Origin of the sequence: Paenirhizobium cremeum, from assembly GCF_022884085.1 — a bacterium.
Taxonomy (GTDB): domain Bacteria; phylum Pseudomonadota; class Alphaproteobacteria; order Rhizobiales; family Rhizobiaceae; genus Allorhizobium; species Allorhizobium cremeum.
The window spans coordinates 23,929-38,074 of sequence record NZ_JAGGCS010000005.1 but is presented as its reverse complement, the minus strand read 5'-3'; the positions used below and the strand labels follow the sequence as shown (position 1 = coordinate 38,074).

Genomic DNA, 14,146 nt, shown 5'->3' with positions numbered 1-14,146 from the left:
AAGGCGCAGGATGCGCAGTAAGTCCCTTGCGGCCCAGACCGAATACCCCGATATTCCCTTTGATGCGCCGAGCGGCGCGAATCCCTCCCACAGCAGATCCCAGCGAGACGCAGAGACACGATTGCCAATGCCGAGCCAGCCCCGCCTCGCCTCATCAGCCATCGTAGAACGGGATGGCCGCATCCTGCTCGTGAGGCGCATGAATCCCCCCGCAGCCGATCTTTTCGCCTTCCCCGGCGGACGCGCCGAACCGGGCGAAACGCCGGAGGAAACCGCTATCCGCGAACTTCTGGAGGAGACCGGGCTTCAGGGCCGCAATCCGCGGCTCTTCGAGGAGGTGGAACTGCTGCCGGAAGATGGCGTACCCGGAAGCCATTTTCTTCTTTCGGTCTTCTGCCTCGACGCCGATACGGAAACATCGGCGCAGGCCGACAGCGATGCGGCAGAAGCCGGCTGGTTCCTGCCGGAGGAGATTTACTCCCTGCCCGTGCCGCCAAGTGTGAGGGCCTGCGTCGAACGTTTGGCGGCGGAATGGGAGAAGCGCGGATGACCAACGACCGCATCCTTCGCTCAGTCCGTCCTGGCGGCGCTAGCTGGCCGGCCCGTACACTCTTTCGCCTGAAGACTGCCTTGGCCGTACTTCTTCTGGCCTCCTTCCCCTGCTTCGAAACGGCGCCTGTCGCGGCGCAGGACAAGGATGCGCAGGCAAAACCGGCCGAAACGGCAGCGCCGGAGGAAAAGCCAGCGCCTTATGACGATCGCCTCGCCCGCCTTTCCGAGATCATGGGAGCAGTCCACTACCTGCGCAATCTCTGCATCGAAAAGGGCGAACCCGAGTGGCGCGACGCCATGCAGAAGCTTATCGATTCGGAGACGGCGACGGAACCGAAGCGAAAGGCGCGAATGATCGCCGCTTACAACCGCGGCTACAGATCTTTCGCCTCTGTTTACACGACCTGTACCCCGGCTGCGGTCACGGCAGAGGAGAATTACCGTAACGAAGGGGCAACACTCGCCGTCGAAATTGCCTCGCGCTTCGGAAATTAACGATTAATTAACCTGTTTTGCCTTGCAGCCGTGTCGTTTCGGCAAAAGGCTGCTAAAGTTGTTAACAGGTGAGTAAGGACTAGAGTAAGAGCCATGGAACCGCGCCGCAACGAGATCGACGACATGATCGTACACGAGAAGATGCAGGCTGCGCTGGAATACCAGAACGAAGCCTGGGCCGACGGCATGGCCGATGGCATCGAGCCCGAGATCATTGCGGATGCCGCCTTTGCGCTCGCCATGCGCGAGACGATCCGCATCCATGGCGAGGACGGCGCCGAGGCTATCCTCGATTCGTTGCGAAGCCGCATGCTGGCCGGCGAATTCTCTCCCGAGCGGCGCGTACAATAACAGATTCCAGAGGACGGACGATGCATATCGGACGTAGAGTCAGGCGCAACGGCCTTGCGGCCATGATTGCCATGTCGACGGCGCTATCGGCAACGTTGTTTTGGGACGGCGCGGCGATGGCGCTGTCGGACATCAAGGAATTGCCGGCCCCCAGCCCTGAGCAATCCGAAGAAGGCCAGCCCGCACAGGAGCAGCAACCGGCGCCGGAAACCGAAGCGCCTGCGGACGAGGCGCTGCCCGGCATTCCCTCACCCGATCCCCTTATCAACAAGCAGCAACAGGATGACGCCGGCGTCGAAGCGCCGCCGCCGGAGGTCATCTACGACATCACGAAGGCTCCGGAACCGGTTCGCCACCTGCGCGAACAGTTGATCGAGGCCGCGGCGTCCGGCGATATCGAACGGCTTCGTCCCTTCCTCAATCCCGGCCCCGACCAGACTCAGATCCTGATGGAGGACGACAAGGCCGATCCGATCACGGCGCTGAAAGGCCTTTCCGGCGACGACGACGGAATAGAGATTTTGGCGATCCTGATCGACGTGCTTTCCACCGGTTTCGTGCATGTCGATGCCGGCACACCGGAGGAAGCCTATGTCTGGCCCTACTTCGCCGAAAAGCCGCTGACCTCGCTGACACCGCCGGAAAAGGTGGAGTTGCTGCGCATCGTCACGGCCGGCGACTTCGCGGACATGCAGGAATACGGCAACTACAATTTCTTCCGTGTCGGAATTGCGCCCGATGGAAAATGGAAGTTCTTCACGGCCGGCGACTGAGGCCGGCCGTCATATCCACCGCCATTCCCGTGGATCGCATCCGTCGCCACCGATGGAAACGATTCCCTTTTCCGGCCCGATGTTCTACAGCATCCTGTAACGAACAACCGGGATTGGGATGACGATGCCAGCCGCCTTCCTGCACGACCGCACGCTTATCCGTATCGGCGGAGCGGACGCCGAACATTTCCTGCAGAACCTGATTACCACCGACATCGAGGCCTTGCCGGCCGGCGAGGCCCGTCCGGGCGCGCTGCTGACCCCGCAGGGCAAGATCCTCTTCGACTTCCTGATCTCGCGCGATGGGAACGCTTTCGTCCTGGAGACGGCGTCATCCCAGCAGGACGGGCTGATAAGGCGCCTTTCCATGTACAAGCTCAGGGCCGCGGTCGAGATTGCCGGCGCGCAGCAAGCAGGCGTCACCGTTTCCTGGGGCGAGGACATCGCAGACGGTGGCGCCGCCGACTATCGCTTTGCCCGCGCCGGCGTGGCGCTGACGCGTCAGCCGGGCGAACATGGCGCACACAATGCCACCGGTTACGATGCGCTGCGCGTTCTGTCCGGCATTGCGGAGTCCGGCAGCGATTACGCCCTTCAGGATGCCTTTCCGCATGACGTCCTGCTCGATCTTTCAGGCGGCGTCTCGTTCAAGAAAGGCTGCTATGTCGGGCAGGAAGTGGTCTCGCGGATGCAGCATCGCGGCACCGCCCGCCGCAGGGTGGTGATCGTCAGCGGCGAAGGAACATTGCCGGCGACCGGCACGGAACTGGTGGCGCAAGGAAAACCGGCCGGGGCGCTCGGAACGGTCGCCGGCAGTCGCGGCCTCGCCATCGTGCGCGTCGACCGTGCCGGAGAAGCCATGGCGGCCGGCGCCGACATCCTTGCCGATGGCAGGCCGGTCACCCTTGCCCTTCCCGCATGGACGGGGCTCACCTTTCCGACAAGTGCCTCGGAGGAGGCCTGAGCCATGGCGGTAGGCGACACTTCGGGTCGTGCCTGGCAGCGAATGCTGTCCGGCCGCAGGCTCGATCTCCTCGACCCGTCGCCGCTTGACGTGGAAATTACCGATATCGCCCACGGGCTGGCCCGCGTTGCCCGCTGGAACGGCCAGACATCGGGCGATCACGCCTTTTCCGTCGCCCAGCACAGCCTGATCGTCGAGGATATTTTCCGGCGCTGCAATCCGAAGGCGACGGCCGACGAGCTGTTGATGGCGCTGCTGCACGATGCGCCGGAATATGTGATCGGCGACATGATTTCCCCCTTCAAGGCCGTCGTCGGCGGCGGTTATGAAAAGGTCGAGAAGCGGCTCGAGGCGGCGATCCACCTGCGCTTTGCGCTGCCGCCCCATGCGGCTCCGACCCTCAAGGATCTCATCAAGAAGGCGGACCGTGTCTCGGCCTATTTCGAAGCCACCGGGCTTGCGGGCTTTTCGGAGACGGAGGCGCGGAAATTCTTTGGCCAGCCCCGGGGCATCACCCGCGAAAGCCTGGCGATAGAACCGCTGCCGGCATACCAGGCGCAGGCGCTTTTCCTGCGGCGTTTCGAGGATATAGAGGCGGCCCGCCTGCCGGGTGCGAAGGTGGCGAGATGAGCTACATCGTGGTTGCGCCCCTGTCCCGCATCGCCGAAATGGCCGTTCGCCACAAGGCGCGGGAGATGATTAGCCTGATAGCCGAGGGACAGGATTTTCACCGGCCCGCGGTGATTGCGAAAGAACGCCACCTGAAACTCGGGATGAACGACATCAGCTTTGCCGGAACCGGCAATCTGGTCGCGCCGCAGGAGGCCCATGTGCGCGAGATCATCGATTTCACCCGCTCGTGGGATCGCGCCTCACCCCTCCTCATCCATTGTTGGATGGGCGTATCGCGCTCGCCTGCGGCCGCGCTGATTGCAAGCCTCGCCGTCGCCCCGGACGAAGCCGACGATCTTCTGGTACGTCGGCTTCGAGCGGCCTCCCCCTATGCCACGCCCAATGCCAGACTGGTCGAGATCGGCGACGATCTTCTCGGGCGCGGCGGCGCGCTGGTTCGCGCCGTCAAGACAATCGGGCGCGGAGCGGATGCCGACGGCAACGCGCCGTTTACCCTCACCCTTCCAGCAGAAGCGGACATCGCACGATGACCGAGGGGCCGGCGGCAATCGAGATCGGTCTCAATGCGGCAATCGTCGCCGTGGCCGACCGCAGTCCGCGCCTGCTCGTCGTCAGCGATCCGTCGAACCCGCTGGAGGCCCTGCCCTTCGGCCCGTTCGATCCCTCCCGGCACCGGACGATGGAGGTGTCGCTGCGCACGACCGTCACCAACCAGACGGCGCTGCACATGGGCTATATCGAGCAGCTCTACACCTTCGGCGACCAGGGTCGCCACAGGATGCCGGGCGAGAGCGGGCTGCATGTGGTGTCCGTCGGTTATCTGGCGCTGACCCGCATGGACCCCTCCCGCCGGGACAGCCTGCATGCGGCCGGCGTTCACTGGCGCGACTGGTACGGCTATCTCCCCTGGGAGGACTGGCGCCATGGGCGGCCCGCCATCCTCGATCAGGTGATCCTGCCCGCCCTTTCGGAATGGGCTGACGAAGCTCCGGTTGAGGACACCGATACGATGCGGCCCTCTCGCCGCTCCCGGTTGAAGCTCGCCTTCGGCCTCGACGACTTCCCGTTCGACGAGGAACGGGTTCTGGAGCGCTATGAACTGCTTTACGAAGCGGGACTGATCGAGGAGGCCGTGCTGGACGAGCGGGTCGCGACACGCCGTGTTGCCGTGCCGCTCGGTACGCCGATGCGCTTCGATCACCGCCGGATCGCCGCAACCGCGCTTGCCCGGCTTCGCGGCAAGATCAAGTATCGCCCGGTGGTGTTCGAACTGATGCCGCCCGAATTCACCCTGACGGAACTCCAGTCGACGGTAGAGGCGATCTCCGGTCGCCATCTGCACAAGCAGAACTTCCGTCGTCTGGTCGAAGGCGCGGAGCTGGTCGAACCGACGGGCGGCACACAGGCCGCGACCGGCGGCCGGCCGGCGGCCCTTTTCCGCTTCCGCCGGCAGATCCTGGAGGAACGCCCCGCCCCCGGATTGAAGGTCGGCGGCCGCTGAACGACGTTTGATAGAGCAGCCGGCACCGGCCCGAAGCGGAGATCAGATCGTGACCTGCAGAACCGTTTCGGTATCGTCCGGTTCATCCCCGGCATTGGCCTGATAGGCGGCAATGACCGACTGCATCTCCGAAAGAACATCCAGCAGGCTGACGGTGTCGCCATCCTCATCGTCAGGACCTTCGGGCCTGTTCGCCTCCATCGCCGTCACGAACTGGCTCTCGCTGAGTGAACCCGCTCCCTCCGTATCGAGCTCGGCAAAGAGCGCGGCCGCCTCTTCCTCGCTCATATCCTCCGGCCGGCCGGCAACGAATTCGGTCTCCGTCACGATACCGTCGCCATCCGCATCCATGGCCGTGAACAAATCCTTCGCGGACGGCTTGTCCTCGAAACCGCCGTCGTCAGATCCCGAAAGGAGCATGGCCATGACGCCGCCGGTGACCTGGGAAGCGACACCGGTTGCGGCATTGTCGCTTTCCACCGTCGGGTCCTGGCTGCGCCGGCTCTCGGCCCCAGCCGCCGCCTCATCGGCGCTCACCACGCCATCGCCATTGGTGTCGAGGTAACTCAGTGAAGTGGAATAAGGGCTTGAGCCGGCAAGCGGCGAGGAAATACTGGTCATACAAACCTCCATAATATGCTTGGAAAGTGTCTGTATCCTCAGTACGCAATACAAAATCGCAGGGATGTCCCGGCGTAAGGGATTCGCGCCAGCCGGTCAAAAGCCAATAATTATCTACAACAACTAGTCAACGCATCTTCAAAAAATCTTCAAACCATTGAAAATTATTCAATATTTTGCAAGCGCCAAAAAGATCCAGTTGTCATAAACAGCCGGAATTGTCACGAAAAAATAACATTCATCAGTCGATTTCGACATCCAGGCCTATATCGAGGGTGGGTGCGGCCATGGTGATCTTGGATGTCGAGATGTAATCGACCCCGGTTTCCGCAATCCCGCGGATCGTGTGGATGTTGACATTGCCCGAGGCCTCCAGCGCCACACGGCCGACTGCGGCCGCGTAGTCCATCTCCGCAAGTCCACCATGCGCACGGTTGATTTCCACCGCCTCGCGCAGCAGTTCAGGCCCCATGTTATCCAGCAATATGGCATCCGGCCGCGCCGCAAGCGCTTCGCGCATCTGGTCGAGATTGTCGACTTCGACCTCGATCTTGACGAGGTGGCCGGCATAGGCGCGGGCGGCGTGGATTGCCCGATCGACGCCGCCTGAAACCGCGATATGGTTGTCCTTGATGAGAATGGCGTCATCGAGCCCGAACCGGTGGTTGGAACCGCCGCCCAGCCGGACGGCGTATTTTTCCACGGCGCGAAGGCCCGGCAGGGTCTTGCGGGTGCAGGTGACGCGGGCCCGTGTGTGGGCGATCTCGGCGGCGAAGCGCGCCGTGTAGGTGGCGATGCCGGAAAGATGCATCAGGAAATTCAGCGCCACCCGTTCGGCCGAAAGGATGGAGCGCGCAGGTCCCTCGACGCGGATCAGCGGGGTGCCCGGAGCGACCCGGTCGCCATCGGACACCAGCGCCGTGAAGACAACCGCCGGATCGATGAGGCGGAAGGCGGCGCGCGCAAGTTCGATGCCGGCGAGCACGCCGTCCTCACGACTGTTGAGAGCCGCTTTCGCGGTCTTCTCCGGCCCGATGGTGGCATAGGTGGTGATATCGCCGGCGCGGCCAAGATCCTCCAGAAGCGCGGCCTTGACGATATCCTCGACCATCAGCGGCGAGAGAACGGGGCGAAAGGGCTCGATCATGGCAGGTATCCTTGGGTTCAACCGACAAGTTCGGCGGCGATACGGTCGGCATCCTTCAAGGTGATGAAGGTCCGGTGGCGGAAGGCCTCGCGCGGCTCGGGGCAATCCGAACGGTAATGCCCGCCGCGGCTTTCCTCACGCAGATAGGCGGCGGTCGCGATCAGCTTGGCGGTCGTCGCCATATTGGCGAAGCGGACACGGGTCCTTCCCCGCTCCTCTTCGAGCGCAACGATTTCGCGGATGAGCGTCTTCAGCCCCTCGCCCGTGCGGATGACGCCGGCATTGGCCGACATCAACCGGCGCAGTTTCGCAAGCTGGGGGCTATCCTCCAGTGTCACCAGATCGTCGCTTTCGCCGGCGCTCTTCGGCCATTCGTAGAGCCGTGGCTCCGGCATCATGCCCTTGATGTTCTCGGCGATCCGGGCCGCGAAGACCACGGCCTCCAGCAGCGAGTTCGAGGCGAGACGGTTGGCGCCGTGGACACCGGTCGAGGTGACCTCGCCCGCTGCCCAAAGGCCATCGATCGTGGTCTTGCCGTCGGCATCCACCAGCACACCGCCCATGTGATAATGCACTGCCGGCGCGACCGGGATGGGCTGGGTCACCGGATCGATGCCCGCCTCCATGCAGGAGGCATAGACGGTCGGGAAAAGCTCCGGGAAATGCGCACCGACCGCCTTGGTGCAATCGAGAAAAGCGCCGCGCCCAGCCTGAACCTCGGCAAAGACGCCGCGCGCCACGACATCGCGGGGGGCAAGTTCGGCATCCGGATGCAGATCGGTCATGAAACGATGGCCGGCGCGATTGACCAGCGTCGCACCGTCGCCGCGCAATGCCTCGGTCGCCAGCGGAGCCGGATCGCGGCCGATATCAATCGCGGTCGGGTGAAACTGCACGAATTCCGGGTCGGCGATTACGGCTCCGATCCTTGCCGCCATGCCGACGCCCGCGCCACGCGCCTCCGTCGGATTGGTGGTGACTTGATAAAGATGGCCGACGCCCCCCGAGCAGAGCACGACGGCGCGGGCGGGAAAGGCGACGCGGGTCGTGGACTGGCCTGCATCCGGGCGGGCGATGACACCGGAGACGAAGCGACCCTCGGAAATCAGTTCCTCGACCACGTAACCTTCCATCACCCGGATCGAAGGCGTCTTGCGCACGGCGGCGATAAGCGCCTCCATGATCGCCTTGCCGGCGCGGTCACCCTTCACCCGCACGATACGTCGCTCGGAATGGGCCGCTTCGCGCGACAGCAGAAGCTTGCCCTCAAGGTCGCGGTCGAAGGGAACGCCATAGGCAAGGAGATCGCGAATGCGGTCCGGCCCTTCCGAAATCATCAGGCGGGCCATCTTCTCGTCGACCGTGCCGGCACCGGCGGCGACAGTGTCGGCCAGATGCTTGTCGAAGGTATCGCCCTCGCTCATGGCGGCGGCAATGCCGCCTTGCGCCCAGGCCGACGAAGCGCCGAAGCCGATGGGGGCAGCGGCGAGAACCGTCACCGGACGGGGCGCAAGCTTCAGCGCGCAGAACAGGCCGGCAAGTCCGCCGCCGATGATGACGATATCGTCTATGCCCTGCCAGGATTGAGGGCGAATGGATTCGGTATTGCTGGGCATGCGGCACATTTCTCCGGCCTGCGCCGGCCTTCCTGTCTCATCGGACCTAATTCTTCAGGTTCACCATGCGCTCAACCGCCAGACGGGCCCGGCCGGCAATCGCCGGATCGACGGTGACCTCCTCCGTCATGAACAGAAGGCTGTCCAGGATCTTGGGCAGAGTGATCCGCTTCATGTGCGGACAGAGATTGCAGGGTTTGACGAAATCGACGTCCGGCACCTCGGCCTGAATATTCGATGCCATCGAGCATTCGGTGACGAGCAGCACGCGCCCCGGGCGCTTCGTCTTGACGTAATCGATCATGCCCGAGGTGGAGCCGGCATAGTCGGATACGGCCAGCACGCTCGGATGGCACTCCGGGTGGGCAACGATCTCGATCGACGGATCGGAGGCCTTGTATTCCAGAAGCTCCTCGGCGGTGAAGCGCTCATGCACCTCGCAATGGCCCTTCCAGGTGAGGATCTTCTTCTTCGTCTTCCTGGCGACGTTCATCGCCAGATATTCGTCGGGGATGCACAGCACCGTGTCCGACTCGAGGCTGTCGACCACGGCCACGGCATTGGACGAAGTGCAGCAGATATCGGTTTCGGCCTTTACGTCGGCGGAGGTGTTGACGTAGGTCACCACCGGCACGCCGGGATAGCGTTCCTTCAGGGCGCGGACATCGGCGCCGGTGATCGATTCCGACAGCGAGCAGCCGGCAAGCCCGTCCGGGATGAGCACCGTCTTTTCCGGGTTGAGCAGCTTGGAGGTCTCGGCCATGAAGTGCACGCCGCACTGAACGATGATCTCGGCATCGACGCGGGTAGCGTCACGCGCCAGTTGCAGCGAATCGCCCTTGATGTCGGCCACGCAATGAAAGATCTCCGGCGTCTGGTAATTATGCGCGAGAATGACCGCGCCGCGCTCCTTTTTCAGCCGGTTGATGGCATGAATGTAAGGCGCGAAAACCGGCCATTCGATCGCCGGAATGAAATCCTTGACCCGCTCGTAGAGATGCGCCGTCTCCTTTGCGACAGCCGGCGTATAGGCAAGATCCGGCCGCTCCAGCACGCCGAAGCGCTCCGCTGCCGTCGGCGACGACGGCGCCTTGCCCGCGTTTCCGGGTTGCGTGACATGCTGCATCTCGACCTCCCTGCCGTATCCAACGGCATTTATGCTCATCTTGAGCATAAATATTCCCAAAGAAAACCGGCAGATGCCGGTGACGCAGATTTAGAAAGTTTTGTGACAGATTGCAAGCATATCCACAGGCGCATCGGAACGCATCTTGCGTCGTCGCCGGTCGGAGAAAACGCTTTAGACGTCTGGAAAAACAGGAAAAACCAAATGCTTGGGAGCACCATTTGACATCTTGATTCCGACGATGTGACGGCGCCCCCTTTCGTCACATTGGAAAAACGCTAGTCTCGCTCTCTCGAATAGAGACGCTGGGAGGTCCCATGTTCGAAAGTCTGTTCCTGATTCTGCTGGTGATCCTGTTCGCTGTCCGGCGCGGCACCGCAAAGCGGATCGACAGACTGGAAAAGGAAGTGGCCGCGCTTTCGGAACAGCTTGTCCTCTTCCGGACCTCCCCGGAGGCGGCCCTTGCCGTCCCCGCCGCACGAACTGCGACGAGCGAACCCGTCCCGACAACGGAGGAACCGGCTGGAGCAGCACAGCCGGGCGAACCGGCGCCTGAACTGTCCGGTATTGCGAACTCCGAAGGCATGGGGGAAAGCGTCGCCGAGCCCATGACGACGGAAGGCCTCCCCGCAGCCTCGGCCTCGACGCCGCCCGCACAGCCGAAGGAAAGTCTCGAAAGCTATCTCGGGGCAAGGTGGGCCGTCTGGACCGGCGGCCTGGCTCTGGCGCTCGGCGGCCTTTTCCTGGTGCGCTATTCCATCGAGAGCGGCCTTCTCGGACCCGGTGTGCGCCTGATGCTTGCGAGCCTGTTCGGCCTTGCTCTGATCGGCGTCGGCGAGGCGATCCGCCGCAAGGCGATGCCGGGGATTGCGGCGCTCTATTCCAATGCGATGATCCCTGGCATCCTCACTGCCGCCGGGGCGCTTTCCCTGTTCGGGGCGATTTACGCCGCCCATAGCATATACGGCTTCATCGGCGCGACTGCCGCCTTCCTGCTTCTCGCATTCGTCGCCTTTGCGACCATTGGGCTATCGCTCATGCACGGGCAAGCACTGGCCGGCCTCGGACTTGCCGGCTCAATGGTGACGCCGCTTCTCGTCTCCAGCACATCGCCGAGCCCTTGGACACTGTTCGGCTTCCTCACCCTTTCGCTTGTCGCTACATCCGCCGCCTCGCGGCTCCGCGACTGGCACATCCTGCCGGCGCTTGCCAATCTGGGCCTCGGCGGCTGGGCCTTCCTCTATCTGGCGGTCGCCCCTCCCGCCGAGTTGACACCGGTTGCCCTTGCGCTGCTCGCCATGCTCGCCGCCTCCGCCTTCCTCTGGCCCGGCCGGGCATTCGAGGTCGTCCCGCAACCGGAAGAGCCGTCGCCGGGTGCATTTTTGCGGGTTCTCGCCCGGCCGCCTCTCAGCATGGCGATGACGCTTTCCTTCGCCACGATCCTGCCTGCGGTCGCAATGCTCATCGCCACGGTCGGAAGCGACATCGATCCCTTCTATGTGATGGCCGCGCTCACCGCGGCACTTGCCGGCATCGGCGCCGGACGGCATTCGATGGTGTGGCCGGCGCTTCTCGCCGCAACGGGCGCAATCCTCGGCACGGCATTGCAGGTTCAGCTCGCCGAAAGCCTGCTCGCCATGCTCGGCAACTCCATGGACGATGCCGTCGCCATCCCCGGCATCACGGTCAATATCATGCCGATCTCGCTTGGCCTCGGCGCCTTCTTCGTTCTGGCCGGCCTGTTCTTCCTGCAGAGAAAGGGGAACCGCGATCCGCTTCTTGCAACGGTCTGGGCCGGCATCATGGCGACGGCTCCCCTTGCTATCGCCGCCATCAGCTATTTCGGCTACGGCGACTATAACAGGGACTGGGCACATGGCCTCTACGGCATCGTCCTGGCGGCGGCACTCCTCGCCTCGGCGGAAGCGCAGGTTCGCGGCAGGCGGCGTGAGAGCCTGACGCTTGCCATCGACCTGCTTGTCGCCGGCTCCTTCCTCGCCCTTGTCTTCGGGTTGAATGCGCTGACATCCGGCCTGACGCTGATACTGCTTCTTGCCGCGGCGGGCTTTGCCTATGTGCAGGCGACGCGCCTGCGCGACTGGCGCGCCCTGCCATGGATGATGGTTGCGGCATCGCTTGCCGTTCTCGCCCGCATCGCCTGGGAGCCGACCGTCGTCGGACCGCAATCGCTCGGCAGGACGCCCGTCTTCAACGCCCTGCTGCCGGGCTATGGCATCCCTGCCCTGCTTGCCATCCTCTCCGCCTATCTGCTGCGGAACTGGCCGGGGGCGAGGGTCCGCAACGCGCTGCAGGCGCTGGCCAGCCTGATGGGGCTCTTGACCCTCGCCATCCTCGTGCGCCACGCGATGAATGGCGGCGTGCTGAGCGAAAGCGTGCCGACGCTTGGCGAGCAATCCATCTATACCCTGCTGCTGACCGGCCTTTCCGGCGTGCTGATGACGCTCGACCTCAAGTCGCCGAGCCCGGTCTTCCGCTATGGCTCGATGCTTGCCGGCGGCATTGCGGCACTGAATGTGCTCTTCCTGCATCTCGGCGCGCTCAATCCCTATTTCAGCGGGGAAAGCACCGGCTCGTGGCCATTCTTCAATCTGCTTCTGGTCGGCTACCTGCTGCCGGCGGTCGCCTATGGCGGACTTGCCTATTATGCCCGCGACAAGCGCCCGCAGCCCTATGTTATCATGCTTGCGGTCACCGGCGCAGTCCTTGGCTTCGCATGGGCGACGCTCTCCGTCCGCCGCTTCTGGCAGGGTGAATTCATCTCCGACTGGAAGGGTTTCCTCCAGGGCGAGACCTACAGTTATTCGGTGGTCTGGCTCGCGATCGGCGTCGGCCTTCTGGCGCTCGGCTCGCGCTTCCATGCGAAGAGCATCCGGATAGCCTCGGCGGTGCTGGTGCTGCTTTCCGTCGCCAAGGCATTCCTCATCGACATGAGCAATCTCGAGGGCGTTTTGAGGGCTCTTTCCTTTATCGGCCTGGGCTTCGTTCTGATCGGCATCGGCCTCTTCTACCAGAAGATCCTCAGCGACGGCCGGAAGATGGAAGAAGCGGACGGCCGAGCGGCGCCGAATGCCGGTCCCGACCCATCGTTGTGACGAAACCGTCGCCGGGGGATCAGTTCCGCCGGGCAGCCGATGGTTGCCCGGACTTAACCATGCGCACCGGTTTTCCGGCTGTTTCCGGGCGGTTTCGTTGACAAAATGCGCCTGCGCGCGCCCTAGTTTGCCACCAAGCGAACAAAGACCCCCATACTGGGACGGAAGACCGATGCAGCAGCCCCAGCATATCCGCAGCCTCGACGGCCTCAGGGGCCTTGCCTCCTTCGCCGTTGTCCTTTCCCATATCATCCTCCTTTTCCCCAGGGAGACATGGGCCGGAGCACTGGTATTCGGCAATGAAGCGGTGGCGCTATTCTTCTGCCTCTCAGGCTTCCTGATGGCCTATCTCTACGGCGGCAAGTCGTTTACCCGCCGCTCGGCAACCGACTATCTGGTACACCGTTTCGCGCGCATCTATCCCGTCTATTTCGTCGCGGTGATTTCGGTGGCGCTGCTTTCGATGGTTCCGGGGCTTGAGTATCCGCAACCGCTCGCAGGCTCTGTCGAGATCATCCGCCATATCGCCCTTCTCGGCTCGACCGGCGTCTTTTGGTCGATCCCACCGGAAATACAGTTCTACGTCTTCTTCCTCATGCTCTGGTTCTGGTTCGAAAAGCCCAGGGACCGCCTTCCGTTTGGCATCGCCATCGCCATTGGCTTCGTCATGCTTGCCTATCTCGGCTTTCCGGGACCGGGCATCCTGCTGCCGTCGAAGATCTCCTATTTCCTGTTCGGAGCGCTCGCCGGCCGTCTTTTCGCGCTGACGGGGCGTCTCGAAGGCGGTCATGCCGCCGGCTTCCTGACGCTTGCAGCGCTTGCCTTCTTCCTCGCCAGCCGGGCGATCTTCCACACGGAGGAGAGCTTCTGGGGCGTGACCTCGGCGCTGGCCGCAACCGTCATCGTCTTCCTGACGGCCACAGAATCCGGCCTGCTTGCGCCGCTGCTCGGCTCGGCACCGCTCCGGCATATCGGCAAGATCAGCTTCTCGCTCTATCTCTTCCATATGCCGGTGATGTTCCTGACATCGAAAGCACTGCCGGAGAGCCTGCCGGTCGGCGTGGTAATCGCGCTCTGCATTGTCGCGGCGATGATCTTCGCCGATATCAGCTACCGCATCGTCGAGGCGCCGTCGCGCACCGTACTGATGGGAGCCTGGAAGCGGCGGACGCTTTCCACACCCCTGCCGGCCTGACGCGCGCCTCTTCTTGCAATCTCCTTTAAGCCTATTACTAAGGGCCGCCGGATTGACAG

Annotated in this window: 15 protein-coding genes; 11 read left to right on the top strand and 4 right to left on the bottom strand. The window is 63.4% G+C overall.

Going from position 1 to position 14,146, the window contains the following annotated elements; all coding sequences use genetic code 11:
* The first annotated feature begins 127 nt into the window (after positions 1-127).
* The 8 genes from J5N58_RS10560 to J5N58_RS10525 all read left to right on the top strand — a co-directional run bounded on the left by J5N58_RS10560 (position 128) and on the right by J5N58_RS10525 (position 5,269).
* Positions 128-550: an NUDIX hydrolase gene (locus tag J5N58_RS10560; protein WP_244710734.1), complete on the top strand. Its 423-nt coding sequence runs from the start codon at positions 128-130 to the stop codon at positions 548-550.
* On the top strand, positions 547-1,047 hold the full coding sequence (locus tag J5N58_RS10555) for a TIGR02301 family protein (protein ID WP_244710732.1): 501 nt from the start codon (positions 547-549) through the stop codon (positions 1,045-1,047). Before J5N58_RS10560 ends, J5N58_RS10555 begins: the two co-directional genes overlap by 4 nt.
* Before the next feature lie 93 nt (positions 1,048-1,140).
* Positions 1,141-1,398, top strand: a complete 258-nt coding sequence (locus J5N58_RS10550) for a hypothetical protein (RefSeq protein ID WP_112827362.1) — start codon at positions 1,141-1,143, stop codon at positions 1,396-1,398.
* Between the two features lie 20 nt (positions 1,399-1,418).
* Positions 1,419-2,171: a hypothetical protein gene (locus J5N58_RS10545; protein ID WP_112827363.1), complete on the top strand. Its 753-nt coding sequence runs from the start codon at positions 1,419-1,421 to the stop codon at positions 2,169-2,171.
* 124 nt (positions 2,172-2,295) lie between these two features.
* Complete coding sequence (ygfZ, locus tag J5N58_RS10540; RefSeq protein ID WP_244710937.1) at positions 2,296-3,135, top strand: CAF17-like 4Fe-4S cluster assembly/insertion protein YgfZ; 840 nt, start codon at positions 2,296-2,298, stop codon at positions 3,133-3,135.
* 3 nt (positions 3,136-3,138) lie between these two features.
* On the top strand, positions 3,139-3,765 hold the full coding sequence (locus tag J5N58_RS10535; RefSeq protein WP_113437913.1) for a YfbR-like 5'-deoxynucleotidase: 627 nt from the start codon (positions 3,139-3,141) through the stop codon (positions 3,763-3,765).
* On the top strand, positions 3,762-4,298 hold the full coding sequence (locus tag J5N58_RS10530) for a tyrosine phosphatase family protein (protein ID WP_112827365.1): 537 nt from the start codon (positions 3,762-3,764) through the stop codon (positions 4,296-4,298). Before J5N58_RS10535 ends, J5N58_RS10530 begins: the two co-directional genes overlap by 4 nt.
* The gene (locus J5N58_RS10525) at positions 4,295-5,269 is read left to right on the top strand and encodes an NUDIX hydrolase (protein WP_113437912.1); all 975 of its coding nucleotides are present in this window, start codon (positions 4,295-4,297) and stop codon (positions 5,267-5,269) included. Before J5N58_RS10530 ends, J5N58_RS10525 begins: the two co-directional genes overlap by 4 nt.
* 42 nt (positions 5,270-5,311) lie before the next feature.
* Here J5N58_RS10525 and J5N58_RS10520 read toward each other — a convergent pair whose 3' ends face one another.
* The 4 genes from J5N58_RS10520 to nadA form a co-directional block, all read right to left on the bottom strand.
* Positions 5,312-5,890, bottom strand: coding sequence for an EF-hand domain-containing protein (locus J5N58_RS10520; protein WP_244710730.1), 579 nt, complete (start codon positions 5,888-5,890; stop codon positions 5,312-5,314).
* Between the two features lie 241 nt (positions 5,891-6,131).
* Entirely contained in the window at positions 6,132-7,037 is a 906-nt protein-coding gene (nadC, locus tag J5N58_RS10515) for a carboxylating nicotinate-nucleotide diphosphorylase (RefSeq protein ID WP_280519945.1), read from the bottom strand.
* 17 nt (positions 7,038-7,054) lie between these two features.
* The gene (locus tag J5N58_RS10510; RefSeq protein ID WP_112827369.1) at positions 7,055-8,653 is read right to left on the bottom strand and encodes an L-aspartate oxidase; all 1,599 of its coding nucleotides are present in this window, start codon (positions 8,651-8,653) and stop codon (positions 7,055-7,057) included.
* A 46-nt stretch (positions 8,654-8,699) separates the two neighbouring features.
* Positions 8,700-9,779, bottom strand: coding sequence for a quinolinate synthase NadA (gene nadA / locus J5N58_RS10505; protein WP_113438011.1), 1,080 nt, complete (start codon positions 9,777-9,779; stop codon positions 8,700-8,702).
* Here nadA and J5N58_RS10500 point away from each other — a divergent pair.
* From J5N58_RS10500 to J5N58_RS10490, 3 genes are all read left to right on the top strand, one after another.
* Entirely contained in the window at positions 9,771-10,004 is a 234-nt protein-coding gene (locus tag J5N58_RS10500; protein WP_162757475.1) for a hypothetical protein, read from the top strand. The genes nadA and J5N58_RS10500 overlap by 9 nt on opposite strands.
* 92 nt (positions 10,005-10,096) lie before the next feature.
* Entirely contained in the window at positions 10,097-12,892 is a 2,796-nt protein-coding gene (locus J5N58_RS10495; protein WP_244710728.1) for a DUF2339 domain-containing protein, read from the top strand.
* Between the two features lie 172 nt (positions 12,893-13,064).
* Positions 13,065-14,087: an acyltransferase family protein gene (locus tag J5N58_RS10490; protein WP_244710726.1), complete on the top strand. Its 1,023-nt coding sequence runs from the start codon at positions 13,065-13,067 to the stop codon at positions 14,085-14,087.
* Positions 14,088-14,146: the final 59 nt, after the last annotated feature.

Excerpts from the sequence above, each read along its gene's own strand:
- J5N58_RS10560 (WP_244710734.1), top strand. The coding sequence starts at position 128 with ATGCCGAGCCAGCCCCGCCTCGCCTCATCAGCCATCGTAGAACGGGAT.
- J5N58_RS10555 (WP_244710732.1), top strand. The coding sequence starts at position 547 with ATGACCAACGACCGCATCCTTCGCTCAGTCCGTCCTGGCGGCGCTAGC.
- J5N58_RS10550 (WP_112827362.1), top strand. The coding sequence starts at position 1,141 with ATGGAACCGCGCCGCAACGAGATCGACGACATGATCGTACACGAGAAG.
- J5N58_RS10545 (WP_112827363.1), top strand. The coding sequence starts at position 1,419 with ATGCATATCGGACGTAGAGTCAGGCGCAACGGCCTTGCGGCCATGATT.
- ygfZ (WP_244710937.1), top strand. The coding sequence starts at position 2,296 with ATGCCAGCCGCCTTCCTGCACGACCGCACGCTTATCCGTATCGGCGGA.
- J5N58_RS10535 (WP_113437913.1), top strand. The coding sequence starts at position 3,139 with ATGGCGGTAGGCGACACTTCGGGTCGTGCCTGGCAGCGAATGCTGTCC.
- J5N58_RS10530 (WP_112827365.1), top strand. The coding sequence starts at position 3,762 with ATGAGCTACATCGTGGTTGCGCCCCTGTCCCGCATCGCCGAAATGGCC.
- J5N58_RS10525 (WP_113437912.1), top strand. The coding sequence starts at position 4,295 with ATGACCGAGGGGCCGGCGGCAATCGAGATCGGTCTCAATGCGGCAATC.
- J5N58_RS10520 (WP_244710730.1), bottom strand. The coding sequence starts at position 5,890 with ATGACCAGTATTTCCTCGCCGCTTGCCGGCTCAAGCCCTTATTCCACT.
- nadC (WP_280519945.1), bottom strand. The coding sequence starts at position 7,037 with ATGATCGAGCCCTTTCGCCCCGTTCTCTCGCCGCTGATGGTCGAGGAT.
- J5N58_RS10510 (WP_112827369.1), bottom strand. The coding sequence starts at position 8,653 with ATGCCCAGCAATACCGAATCCATTCGCCCTCAATCCTGGCAGGGCATA.
- J5N58_RS10500 (WP_162757475.1), top strand. The coding sequence starts at position 9,771 with ATGCTGCATCTCGACCTCCCTGCCGTATCCAACGGCATTTATGCTCAT.
- nadA (WP_113438011.1), bottom strand. The coding sequence starts at position 9,779 with ATGCAGCATGTCACGCAACCCGGAAACGCGGGCAAGGCGCCGTCGTCG.
- J5N58_RS10495 (WP_244710728.1), top strand. The coding sequence starts at position 10,097 with ATGTTCGAAAGTCTGTTCCTGATTCTGCTGGTGATCCTGTTCGCTGTC.
- J5N58_RS10490 (WP_244710726.1), top strand. The coding sequence starts at position 13,065 with ATGCAGCAGCCCCAGCATATCCGCAGCCTCGACGGCCTCAGGGGCCTT.